Consider the following 14,299-nt stretch of genomic DNA (forward strand, 5'->3'; position numbering starts at 1 on the left):
ATGAATCTTATTGAAAATAATGTTATTGAATATTTTGATGATCAAAAAAGTATTAAAGTCGAGCGTGTTCTCTGGATATCTTCTGACAAGAAAGATGTTGTTGTTATTGATTTAGATAATCATTCGAGTCTACCGGAATGGAGGAGCTATCACAGCATAGTCGAAAGCCTGGAGGCTAAAATTGCACGCGTACTTGAGTTAGACCCTTATCTCCTAATGATATCTCATCAAGAACTAAGCAAAAAAAGTATTGAATCTCGGGATAGAGCATGGTCGTTAATAAGTGAATTTGTAATGGATGAACCGGATATTTATGATTCGCGGCTTCGTGGGGTGATGATAAATGATTATATTGCTAAAATGGATAAGAATAATATTAAAATTCATAAAACAGAGATTTACCGTAAACTACGACGCTATTGGATCAGAGGAAAGTCAAAAATGGCATTGTTGTCCGACTTTCGAAATTGTGGAGGTCCAGGTAAGGCTCGTGTGTCAAAAACTGGGGTGAAACGAGGGAGGAAGCCTGCTGTTACCTTATTAAATCCTAAGCGAATTGTAGGCGTCAATATCTCGGAAGAAGATCTCCAAATATTTCGCTTAGCAATTACCAGACACTATTACACGCGAAAGAAAAATCCTTTAAAGTATTGTTTTGATCGCATGTTAGATGAATTTTATAATATTGGTTTTGTCTATGAGAATGGTGTTAAAAAGCCGATTCTTCCTCCAAGTGAAGCCCTCCCTAGTTTCGAACAATTCAAATACTATTATTACAAGGAAAGAAAACTAAAGGATGCTTTGAAGAAACGTTTTGGTGAACGCAACTTTAACCTGACTAAAAGAGCAGCTGTTGGCAATGCTACGGGGAAGTCATTTGGTCCTGGATCAGAATACGAAATCGATGCTACGATAAGTAACTTTCATCTCGTACATTCACTTAATCGCCTGAATATAGGTAAGCCTATTAATTATTATGTCAAGGATGTATTTAGTCGATTAGTGGCTGGTTTTTCGATTGGATTGAACAATATTAGTTGGCGCTCAGGCATAATTAGTCTAGAAAATGCTAGCACAGATAAAGTTGAGTTCTGCAAACAGTATGGTATTGCTATTACTTCGGAAGAATGGCCAAGTATCTATTTGCCTAGACGTTTGTTAGCAGACCGCGGAGAGTTTGAAAGCCATTATGTTGAAGATTGTATCGATAATCTAGATATAAATGTATCAAATACCCCACCTTATAGAGGTGATTTTAAACCATTTATAGAACAGCATATGCGAATTATGGATAATCGGGAAAAGACAATGATACCCGGACGTGTTGAAAAAGGAGTACCGGAGAGAGGAGAAAAAGATTATCGATTAGATGCAAAGCTACCATTAGAGGCTTACATACAGATAATAATCCTCATTATTAAAGAATACAATCATACCATTTTACCAGACTACCCTTTAGATCAAGATATGGTTAGAGAAGGGCTGGTGCCCACGCCTATAAATTTGTGGAACTGGGGAATGAAGCGTCGTTATGTTGGTCTGCATGATAAGCCAAGAGACATTATTCGGTTAAATTTACTCCCCAGTGCCGTTGCATCAGTTACGTATGACAAAGGCATTTTTTTTAGAAAGATGAAATTAGGCTATACCTGTGCTGAAGCTATAGAAAATGATTGGTTTGAGAAGGCTAGGAATAGTGGAGTATGGACAGTGAAAATCACATATGATCCCAGATGCCTTGATTATATTTATTTACCAAACGGTAGCGGCACAGGATTTGTTAAGTGTAATCTATTACCCCAGTATGCACAACATTTTGGTGGGTTATGTGAAGAAGAAGTGGAGCTTCTTCATATTTCGGAGCGGGCTGATATTCAAATGAATCAAACTGAGCAGCAAAGTCTAAAGAGTGAAACGCATGCACATATTACTAAAATCATTAAAGAGGAAACGGATATAACGGATGCACTTAGAGATCCCGATTTATCAAGGGCTGAAATTATTCGTCAAACTGCCGAAAATCGAGTTGATCAGAGAAATAACTCGCAAGTAATTTGGGAGCTTGGAAAAGTGGTAGAAGGTTCGAAGACTCCTGTTAAAGTTCTGCCTTTTGTGAGGAGTCAAGATAATGCACCCAATGCAGATAATTCTACAATAAAAGTTGATGAGGACGAAGAAATTTACGATCTTCTATTAAATAAAATTAATCGGAGGAACCGTGATGAAGAGAGTTAATGGGAAGCCTATTTTGATTGGGACGCAAGTTGTTGCACTTTATTCAGATCAAATAGTGCCGGCTTATCAGGGAAACCCTCTTATTGAAGCGCAGCCACTTATTAAAAAAAATAGTGAAGTTGTGAATAGCTTTGCGCAATATCCTGATTTTGATATATCACAAAGAGAATGGCCGGCTCACATTCGTATGCATTGTGTGTACCAATTACAACATTTTTTACAGCCTCTTCCAATGCATTTTGATATGGAGACTCGATTTTCCGTAATGCTTAGACAGGGTTACGTATCAAGAAATCCTTCATTGCCTATATTTAAAAGGCAGTTCTCAACGGGAATAGCGAAAATTTTGGAGCAGGGAATTAATGAGGATGGATATAATATCATTGGGAATAGACCATCAGCTAATGGATTTTGCATTATTGGTCCTAGTGGTATTGGAAAATCAACTTCCGTTGAGAAAATACTGCTTTCGTATCCTCAAGTTATATTACATCCTAAGATAGATGGGTTGGGAATGCTTAAACAACTTAACTGGCTCAAGCTTGATTGTTCATCTGATGGTTCATTAAAAAGCCTATGCATTGATTTTTTTAATACCGTTGATGCCATACTTGATGAGGATTATACAAGTATTCATGTAAAAGACCGTTCAACCGCTGAAACGTTGATGATTTCCATGGCTCAAATTGCTTCTCTTCATTGCTTGGGAGCACTAGCCATTGATGAAATCCAAAACTTAGATTTATCAAAGACTGGAGGAGAGGAACGGACACTTAATTTCTTTACCAAATTAGTTAATGTATTAGGCATACCTGTAGTCCTTATCGGAACAGGTAGAGCCACATATTTATTTGAGAGTGTGTTTGCCCAAGCGAGAAGAGCGACTGGTATGGGAGATATGATCTTAGATCGTTTAGCTAATAAGAAGGATTGGGGGGTCATTTTAGAGTCATTATGGGAGTATCAATGGACAAAACATTATGTTGAGAGAACAGATGAACTCAGTAATCTTCTATATGAAAGATCCCAAGGAATATTAGATATTGCAGTCAAGTTGTTTATGCATAGCCAATGGAAGGCTATAGCTACTAAGAGCGAGATGATTACTGCTGATATGATTAATAAAGCTGCTGATGAAAATTTGAAATTAATTCAGCCTATGATTCGAGCTTTAAAAAGTGGTGACATAGATAAGCTGAATAAAATTAAAGATCTTAGACCTAATTGGTTGAGTATTAATAACTACATCTTAGAAGCGGAAGAGCCGGTCCAGCTTTATGGGCAGGCTTCAAACGAACATCAAAGAGCACAGAACCAGCGAGACAATATGGAGCTTCTTATAGAATTAATGAAACTGGGCGAAATATTGGGACTAGGTACAGCAGCAGCAGAAAAGTTGGGAAAAGATGTTCTTGAAACAGATGTTACAGATGTAACAGCTTTAAAAAAACAATATGCTGAAGAAGCTATTAAGCTTCTAGGAGAGCAAAAACCTAAGGTAAGTAGGCGCAAAGGAGGAATGAAGAATAAGGGTCCATACGAGAGTACAGACGTTATTCATATTGTAAATGAAGGACTGAAGAATGATATTGCTGCAGCACAATCTCTAAAAGATGCTGGACTGACTGCGACATTTGATGAGTTTGTTTGATGATGCGCGTGAGTTCATTATTGAGTCTTCTTAAGTAGAGAAAAATTGTAAAGATAACGAGTACACTATCCGATAGTTCGTGTAACATACTAGTAAAGTTGCTCAACCCCAGCTGTAGTAATTTGTTATATTCCAAGAGACTCTTGAAGAAGAGGAACTTTCATCAACAAAAAAAATTTATTCATGCTAAAATACAGTTAATGGATTAAATAGACGGAATGACCACTGGTTGAAATGAATTGTTGACGAAGAACATCCGTTTTTTTTCATTCGACGATTTATGGTTTAATCCTAGTAACGAACGACGTTGTGTGAGGGTGGTACTCGATGAGCGAATTTGTGCTAAAACGAGATCGTGATGCATGGGCTACAATCCGTGGATATGTATATCAAGTTGACCTAAGTATTAAGCACTGGATTACTCTAAATGATCAACAAGCACTTGAATTAGAGCGCGGTGAAGACATTGATGTGGTTAGTGTGATTTCAAATTCAAGACAACTAGATCGTAAGTTACAGCAGGTAAAACATAGGGAAAAGAAGATTACACTTCGTTCAAATGAAGCTATTGAAGCATTAGTTAATTTTTATGACCACCTTCAAGCAAACCCTGAAATTAACCTGACTTTTCGATTTCTTACGAACGCTGAGATTGGCATGGAAAGACCTCCACTATTTCAAGAGGACTCGCCTGCAATTTCTGTGTGGGAAAGATTAAACCTAGGTGAGTTCTCAGAATCCCAGACATCAGAGATTATTAAAACAATACGCGGATTCTTAAGTTTTAGTAATAGACCTTCTACAATTAATGAAGATACCTGGCTTATGTGGAAGGAATTTATTATAAGTAGCACGGATGTAGACCTGCTTAGTTTTATCAGAAAGTTTACATGGAGTACATTTACCTCTTCTTTTAAAGAGCAAGGTTCTCAAATTGAAGATTTATTAATTGAAAATGGACTGGCGATGAATAAAGAATCTGCAAAAGCCATTTACGAAAGGCTTTTTATTTATGTTTTTAAATTATTATCTGAGAAAGGATTGAAAAGGCTTAATAAAGTAATTTTAGCTGAAGTAATGAACAGGGGAATATTATCTTCTGATGAACAAGACCTGCTTCAGCTTATTCGTACTGTGTTGGTTCAACTCGAAGATCGCGTGAATGAAGTCGAAGTATCTCATGAGCAACAAAAATACCAAGTGTCTGTTTTAGAAAAAGAAGTAGAGATATTAAAAAATGAAGTGGGTTTCAATAACTCAATCAGGCTTACAACAAATATAATCTTTCTTGATGTTCCACTGTTTGAAAATTTTATACCACGAGATGAATTAGTTACTCGTTTAAGAGATTACAGTGAAAACAATACATGGTTAGCTTTGCACGGTGCGATGGGAAATGGGAAGACCATGCTAGCAGTTCTGTTTGTGAATAAATTAAGTTATTGTAATGGTTGGATTAGATTAAGTAACTTAGAACCTGCTCAAGCTGCAGCAAGAATTAATGAATCACTTTTTCTTATCTCTAGTATTGCTCCTACAAATAACCGCGCACAATGGTATCAAGATGTATGTGCTATTTTACCCGAAAATTCAATAATAGTGCTCGATGATTTACCTAGAACAGATGGTAAAACACCACTAGATGAGCAACTGTACTTTCTTGTTCTTGCTTGCTCAAGTAACGGGATAAAACTACTTTCAACGAGCGTTTATCAAATATCTTCTAATCTAACGAATATTTTATCCGAAGTAAACTTCAAACAGTTTGAAGTCGCCGGTTTATCGGATAACGATATAATGCAATTATTAGAGTTATTTAATGCTCCTGCTTCCATACTAGAAAATAAAAAACTAATTTCTTTAATTAATGTGCTTACCAAAGGTCATCCCGTACTGGTAAACTCAGTGTGTGTTTTTTTAAATAAAAAGAATTGGGATTTTAATGTCCAAACACTTGATATGCTTTTCAAAAATGAGTATTCCCAAAGCGTGCAAGAAACTATTCAGTATGAAGTAATAACAAAGTTGACAGATAAGGAAACACGTGAATATTTATATCGCCTTACTCTCATAGAAGCTCCTTTTGATCTAATGCTTGCTCGTAAAATAAGTACTGTCACACCACCAATCTCTAATCCTTACGAAAGAATGATTGACTTAAACGGAATTTGGGTTCAGAAAGATAGTAGAGACAATCATGTAGTATCTCCTTTAGTTTCACAATTGGGTGTTCTTAATTTGGAAGGAGAATTACAAAAGGTTATCCATCAAATAATAGGTAAACACACTATTGAAATAGGGGCAATCACACCGCTAGATGCAATACGTGCGATTGGCCATTTTCTTAAAGCAGAGTCGTACCGAGAAGCTGGCCTGACCGTGATTATGAGCCTGAATCAATTAGAAGAATATGAAATGGAAGTTGATCATTGGGGATTTACAACAATGTGGGTCGATACTCAATTGCCTGATGGAATGGATTATAAAACAAAAATGATGATACTTACAAAGCAAATCATTGTTTTACGAAAGATGAACTTATCATCTACTCGTCAATGTCATAATTTGGACAGAATCCTCTCTCAAGTTGCTAATTCAGACTCATATGCGCAAATGATTCGATTATATTTAGCCTCAATCTATTCTTTGGAAGATGCGGACAAGGCAATTGATTACATTGCCCAAATACTAAATTCAGGCTTACAAGTAATTGTTGATTATTTTCACAAAGATGATTATTCTAGTTTGTTATTGGTTATTTGGTTAAGTAGTTCAGTGATATCAACCGAGCAGCAACTAGAAAAATGGATGGAGAATATTTACATGTTGCCTAAAGGTCAATTAGAAAATGCAATACGAATAGACATTTATGGTGAGTCTTCACTTCACCTTTGTGATAGATTTTGGCTAAATGAAAGAAAAAAAGATGAGGGTGCAAGAGATTGGGATTCAATTTTGTCTATACTTGAAAAAATATCAACCTTTGCTGAAAAAGTGAATTTTAATTTGTTATGGGCATGCTCCATTCGTGCACGCATTATTGTAATAAGTGAGTTTCTTAATAATCTCTCCAGTGCAGATCAACTAGCAAATGCGGCTCTGTTACGTAGAAATATGGAATTTGAAACAATATTCTTAATCAAAGAGTCACTAGGGCGTCAGTACAGTTATAAACAACGATATAGTGAAGCGATTTCTTGGTTAACTGGGGCGTTACAACATGAGATAGAGTCTTATCCGGTACAACGTATGTATGCATATCATGATTTGAGTAAGTCATTTGGAGAAAACGACCCAGCCTTATCTGTTTTTTTCTCAAATAAAGCAGTAGAACTCTGCAGGTCTAGTAGGCAAATATCTGAAATATTACTATTCAAAATGCTGGCAGAACACATTATTGCTCTTTGGCAATCAGGAGAGTACATAAGCATGTTTTTATATTATGAAGAGATAGCAGAACGATTATTGTCCAACAATTTAAACGATAATAATTGGAAAAGTTTATTTGTATTTTTTGGACATGTCTCAGGTTATTTAGTTTCTGTCCTAGTAACGGGGGAAGTGCCTCAATCAACTAGAGATGGGGGAGAGTATGCGGTTCCTTTTCCTGGTTTCTTTATAAATTCAAATTCAGAAATGCATATAGAGTTTCAAGTGGATAAAGTATTTATGTTGCCGCTTCAAGCGGGATTAATTGCTAAAAGTTTGAATCTTAATGAGAGAGCATCCTATTGGATACTGAGATCAGTAGATTTATCTTTGAGTGGCGGAGATCAAGATCAAGATCAAGATCAAGTAGCGGGATTAGCTGTTTTTGCATTACCACTTTTAATCACAGAATATCGCTTTGAAGTAGCACTAGATATTACTATAAAAATGCAAACGATATATAAAATGTTTAACCTAAAATCCCCCTTAAACTCTGATCCTAAATTATTGTTTAATACTAATCAATGGATTGAGATCGAACAAGCATCAGGGGATATGTGTATTATTCCGTCAATATTTAGAGTTTTTGATTTAACTGAGGGAACTGAATTTGACCAACATATCCTGTCTTTAATAACTCTTTGTCATCAAATGAAATTGACCTCACTTTTGCCAGAATATTGGAGTGAATTAGGTAAGGCAATAGAAATTGTACACACTTCTGATTTGTCCTGTAGAGAAATAATTAATCTGGGCAATAGAACTTTGAATAAATGGAGAGGGATAAAAGTAATTTATTATATTGTAGCTGCTTTCCGAACAAATGTATCTTCAGAGGCTATAAACATATATGCTTTAATGTGTGAATATCTAGAGAATGGATTTGGTCAATACAAAGAACTTTATAAAGACATTATCTGCACGCATGTTGTAAGATACTGGAGCGCGTTTCTTGAACGGAATTGTACTGAGTTTTTGGCACCTGAGCATATAAGAAATGCGTTGAAAGAGTTTGACTTAGCGTTAGAACCATCTTTGCGTAAGTTGGTTAAGGATATACGTTTTGGAATTGATATGAGAATAACCTAGTACTTATGGTTATAAGCAAATTGTTTATCGACAAAAAAGGAAATTACTATTGAAAGGAGACAAATAAACTAATAAGGCGGAAACTGATCTCTTGTGAGATATTGTAAGAGTTGCTTGTTCAAGAAAATTACGTATTGGATTAACGTGATTCTAAAAAGTTGAATTCACCAATTAATATTTTGTATAAAATAGCTCTCCCATGCAGTGGAGGGCTATTTTACTGTGTTTGAAAGGACTATAAAATCTAGTGTTGGAAGTAATAATAATTGTGTATAAAATCGAAAATTGTTGAAATTTAACAGGTAACTAGATGAATCTGTCGAATATAAAAAAGCAGAATCATAGACCAATGTAGGGATAAGGTGGTATTGATGGAATGTGAAGAGTTAGAGAAGGATTTGCTAGAAAAAGCAAATAAATTTTGCAGTGAAAATCCTGAAGAAAAGATATCTGAAGATGAAGCACAACGTGTTATTAGGTATCTCCTCTATGATGAGCCAACTGATTTAGGCGGGCTAACTGCACTCCGGGGATTTGTATACCAGTATTATGTTGCTATTCATTATATGGTTGAGATGCTACATGCGAAAAATGCATGGTGGAATGAAGTGGTTTTCGAGCTTTTAGACGATATTGCATTATTAGGTACAGAAAGGATTCGTTTCGTTCAAGTAAAGACGGTTCGAGAAGATGGCCATGACAGACATTTGATACCTGGTAAGTTGTCGAACAGAGAGGGTGGGCTGGATAGTTGGCTTGATAAACTTTTCAGAAATCTATCTGAATTCGAGCGCCATAAAGCAACTATAAAAATGCAAAATTTGAATTTCCAAGAATATTCTATCCAATTTGAAATTGCTACCAATGCACCCTATGATCATACGACTTTGAACCTATACGCTCAAAATATATTTTATAAATTATCAGAAGGAAGCATTCCTCAAAGTGATGCCCTGTCCAAAAATTTGCATAAAGTGTTTAGAAAAGAGCTTAAGAAAAAAGGGGAAGTAGTTTCTATTCAAGAACTCCGCTTCATTGATTCGATTGGTCAAGAGCCGGAGTGGTGTTTGGAGCGATTTCATTTAAATCATCTTGGCTGTATGGAAAATTTGAGAGAAAAAATAATTGGAAAGTTATCTGATTATTGCAAATTACGCCAGGAAGCCATTAACGGCTTTACTTTGTCTAGAATAGATCCAACAAAACGCTTGTCCAGCGACGGATCATTATACGCTTATGTTGCGAGAAAAGTTTTTAGACACTTATTACTTAGGGTTATTGAGCGAACACATAAGGATGATTTACCTGATAAGCTACTTCTCGTATTTAATAAATATGAGATAGCAGAATGGATTGAGGATTGGCAACAAGCAGCTCTGATAGAAATTCAAAGAGAAGTTGAAACAAATGTGCGACGGACACAATTTGTAAAATGCTTTGAAGCACTGAAAGAAGAAGTTGATTCGACATGGAATGTAGTACTAAAAACTGATCTCCTAACTACATTGGGGTGGATGTTTGATTCTTTAGAGGCAGAAGTTCTCAATGGAAATCCATACGTTTATGAACAATTTTTGAATAGATTGTTTTACTTGAATAACTCATATCTTCCTTCCGCTAGAAAAATAGAAGATGACAAATTATTAATGGAATCGCTTAAATACATGATGATCTGTTTGGCATTCTATCCTGATCGTAATTTCCTTTTTAGTAGCGCTCAACTTTTATTTAAGCAGGGGAGACAAGGAGATGAAGCTTGGAATGTGTTTGCAATATATAATGCAAGAGAAAAAGAAACGTATGCTCAAGCACTTAGAAAAATCGTTGCTCGCTCAAAGGAGTGTTTGTTTACACAAAGTTTGCAGGATACATACCATTGTTTCGTCACTCATAATAAGGAGACTAAAGAAATTACAATTGAAGATGATCCATTCTCAGTGACGATTCCCATAACACACAATCATGAGAGTAGTGACAGTGAGATAGTGGATCAACCTGAGCATATTAAGTTTCAAAAACAAGACAAGCTCACAACAGTTATTAACAGATTTAATGAACCTGCCAATATTCGTTCTTTTCAAGATCATGAATTAAGGACAGGGTGGCATATACTACTTAATAAACACGATTAGTTATAGGAGATGTAAAGTATGAATCCGACTCAATTAAGAAAAAGACTTGAATTGACATCATTTCAGAACAGCTACTCAGATTTCCCCATCCAGAATGAGGTTGTGCTGGAAATGCATATTAAATCTGATTTGGAGTTATGGTTTACCAATGAGCGTATATGCGTACTGAAATCCTATACAAGTAATTATCATTTTCTACTAAATTGGCATGAGGATCAAATTGTAATTTCATACCTCTTGGAGGTTTTGCCTACTAAATACAAGAATAACTTGTATTTCCTTCTTGTTTTGGATTGGGATTCGGAAATTCTGCCTGAAATCCCTATGGAAGTGAACAGAGTGGAAAAGAACGCGAAGGTTTGCCGAAAGTATGTACTGTTAAATGATGAGGACTTGGAACGGGTACCATTTTTACAAGAGAAGCAGGCACACTCTAAAAAAGGACCCGACTTTGAAGCAAGGTTTAAATCTGAACTTTTGGCCAATCGTGAATTAGACCCGAAAGTAAAACGTATAGTGGATGGATATTTTAAATTAGATGGATTGTACTTAACCAATAAAAAAATTGATTCCAAAAAATATATCCTCAAATTATTGAAAGGTGATGAAACAGCTTGAGGATTTCTCGTCTGATAATAAATAATTTTAGAGTGTTCCATGGTCAGTTTATGTTCGATTTTTTTGATAAGGAATTAATTTTAGTGGGTGGTCACAACGGACATGGTAAAAGTTCGCTGTTTGATGCTATACAGTGGTGTCTGACAGGTGAAATCAGAAGATATCGTGGGACTAGTGAATATCTAAATTTTAATTATGTTATCAATGAAAATACTCTTGCCAAGGGAAGCGGGAAAGTAGAAGCATCCGTCGAAATATGGCTGTATTCTGACACTAATGTCCATAAAATAAAACGAACGTTACAAAAGGGACCGCTGAAGCAAATAACAAAACTAACTATAGACGAAGAGGATTATGGAGTAAACAAGGGTACAGCCAAAATATGTGAAATATTGTTCCTTGCTAATAATAAGGATTCATCAATACAACCTGAGCAGATTAAGAATTTATCAAGTTATTTTTCTACTACCCAACTTTTATCTCAAGATCAGCTGCATGAATTTATTCGTGCCAGCAACCCCAAAGATCGATTCACTTTGATGGAGAAGGTTTTGGGTCTTGATAAATATGGAGGAGAGTTTGTAAAGTATTTGTCAGAGTCGCAACAGGTAATCAAAGAGGAGAAGGCACAAGCAAGTACATATAGGCAAGAAATAAAGGAATCTTGGGTTGAAGCATCAACCAAGCTCAAAGAAAGAGAAGCATTGCTAATAAAATTAGGTGGAAATACTGAGAAAGATTTATTAAGACAATTAACTGCTTTGTCTATACAAATAAGACAATTAGGAGTAGATGTCCCTGAGAGCTTACTTAGCTTAGTTAAAGTGAATACTGAATTATTTTCCCAGTATCGTGATGTAAGGCAAAGTATAATTAAACAGAAGGACATTTGTGAGCGTATTCTATTATTACTGCAGGATTCAAAATTATTCTTTAATTTGTCAGAGGATCAATACCATATAGAACAGGAGAAGTTAAAAGAAATACTCCAAAGGTTGTACTTAAAAATAAAACTTCGAGAAGAAAGTATTGTTAAAGCAGAGCGCAATCGTTTAAAGTGGGATTCCATAATAAAAAAACGATCTGCTTATATCGAAAAGAAAAAAGAAGCAGAAGAAATTAACGATAAAATTTATCAGTTAGAACAACGGATTTTGGCGATTGAAACTAATCAACAAGTTTTAATAGCAACAGATAAATATCCTAGTATCGATAATTTTTTGGCAGGCTTTAGAAAAATAAAAAGTGATTTATCTGAAATTGTAACTAAGGTCGATATTAAGAAGCGTAATAGCACTTCAAATAAGTTGCTTGAGCAAATTAATGAATTAGAGGGAGCTTTAAACCAAATAAAGAGTACTAAAGAATTAACGATAGCAAATCAAGAACTTGTGAGTAGAGAACTTGCGGTTCTTACTGGAGAACTAGCATCAAACAAAGAAAAAGCAATTGAGCAGTTAGTTCATGATATTCAACATCATTTATTGGAACATAGTGGTGATTCATGTCCTGTATGTGGCTCTAAATTTCAAACTATTGACGAACTCCATGATGCCGTTAGCAAAACACTAGAAGAGACAAGCCGACAGCTCTCTGAATTTGAACAGAGAGTTTTAAAACTGACAGGCAGAAAAAATGAACTGGATAGAGAATTGTCTTTGATTGATATCGAAATAAAAAAGAACAATGACCAAATATTCGAAGTGAAAAGTTCATATGAAGAGAATCAATTGGAAATCGAGAAACAAAAATCACTTCTTAAATCTTGGGAAAATGATCTGCCGATCGAGGAACTGAGTGCCATGAAAGGCTCGATGGAGACGTTTATCCAAGAACACACAGTTCCTTATAACTTGCTGCTATCTGTCGATGAATTGCGAGTTGAATTGATAGGACTAAATAGCGAAAGAGACGTCGTAATGAATTGGATTGAGGAACAAAAAAAGCTTGTTGGGAAACGAGCTCATTATCTTATTAGCCCTGAGGAACAGCTCGTAGTCAAAATAAAAAAAATTGATCAATACCTCCTCCAAGCTAGAGCTAAAATCGAACAAGTAACTCAGGAGGCTAAATTATTTACAGGAGAATTAACGAATTTAGATCATAAATGGGGTGAGCAGGAAGCTAAAGCGAAAGATATTAAAGAGCACATCCCTGAGTTTAATAAATTAGAACCCGACATTGAGAATTGGATTGAAATATTCTATCAAAAAAAATCTGAATGGAGCAGCCTTGATACAACAACCGAGCAACTTCTGGAAAAGGTTGAGGCTTTCTTAAGCAAAGGAGAAGCGGCGAGATTCAAGACCGAGGAGAGCGGGTTAGACAAACTTGTTAAAGAAAAGGATGCAGAGATTACTCATTATGAAAAGCTTGAAAAAGAATTTGAAATGCTAAAAAATTATCATAATGAAACTCGCAGCGTGTTAATGGCCGAGTATTTGGTTGACTACAGTGAAGCGATAGATCAACTATTTATGCAAATTAGTCCTCATGCAATTTTTAAGCATGTGCATTTAGTCCCTAAGGAAGGAAACCTTTTCGTATTGATGAGCGAACAAAACAGAGAAAGTGTTGACTTTGCAAAATTATCTGAAAATCAGTTAAATGAAAAATTTAATGCCAGTTTAATGTTTAGCTCAGCCCAAGCGAATGTCTTAGCAGTCTGTATTTTCTTATCATTAGCTTTATCACAGCGATGGACAGCTCTTGAAATGATAGGAATTGACGACCCTTTTCAAAATATGGACGATATTAATGTCTTCTCTTTTATTGATGTAATTAGTCAAATAATTACTCATAAGCAGGTAATGATAAGTAGTCACAATGAGGATCTAATTAATCTGATAAGAAATAAATCAGGATTAGAAACCGGAAAAATTGGCTATATTCATTTTAAATCCTACAGCAGAGATCAAATTGATTTAGATACTAATTGTAGTATCGAGTGTTAGAAGTATATTTATGAGTCATGTCTTTGATAATTAGCTAGGTTTTTTGTTCAGAAGGCCGCTGTGTATCAAATAATTTGTTTCAATTGATTCTAGTTACAATTTTTATTTTTCTCTTCGTAATTTTCAGTTACAGACTTTAAACTCGTACTTATCTATAGAAGCATTGCAATTTCAAGGAATTTCAGTTACAA

At 35.3% G+C, this 14,299-nt stretch carries 6 protein-coding genes; all 6 read left to right on the forward strand.

Annotated elements, in window-relative coordinates; all coding sequences use genetic code 11:
- A complete protein-coding gene (locus tag AC0LWN_RS24335) occupies positions 1-2,235 on the forward strand; it encodes a hypothetical protein (RefSeq protein ID WP_474669916.1) in 2,235 nt (744 codons plus the stop codon).
- On the forward strand, positions 2,222-3,886 hold the full coding sequence (locus tag AC0LWN_RS24340) for an ATP-binding protein (RefSeq protein WP_474669918.1): 1,665 nt from the start codon (positions 2,222-2,224) through the stop codon (positions 3,884-3,886). Before AC0LWN_RS24335 ends, AC0LWN_RS24340 begins: the two co-directional genes overlap by 14 nt.
- Before the next feature lie 327 nt (positions 3,887-4,213).
- Positions 4,214-8,404 (forward strand): hypothetical protein, encoded by a 4,191-nt coding sequence (locus AC0LWN_RS24345; RefSeq protein ID WP_474669920.1) that lies wholly within the window; start codon positions 4,214-4,216, stop codon positions 8,402-8,404.
- A gap of 371 nt (positions 8,405-8,775) precedes the next feature.
- Entirely contained in the window at positions 8,776-10,536 is a 1,761-nt protein-coding gene (locus AC0LWN_RS24350) for a dsDNA nuclease domain-containing protein (protein ID WP_474669922.1), read from the forward strand.
- Between the two features lie 18 nt (positions 10,537-10,554).
- Entirely contained in the window at positions 10,555-11,154 is a 600-nt protein-coding gene (locus AC0LWN_RS24355; RefSeq protein ID WP_474669924.1) for an ABC-three component system middle component 1, read from the forward strand.
- The gene (locus tag AC0LWN_RS24360; protein WP_474669926.1) at positions 11,151-14,108 is read left to right on the forward strand and encodes an AAA family ATPase; all 2,958 of its coding nucleotides are present in this window, start codon (positions 11,151-11,153) and stop codon (positions 14,106-14,108) included. The genes AC0LWN_RS24355 and AC0LWN_RS24360 overlap by 4 nt, the downstream gene beginning before the upstream one ends.
- Positions 14,109-14,299 lie beyond the last annotated feature (191 nt).

Source organism: Paenibacillus sp. sgz302115 (genome assembly GCF_056120445.1).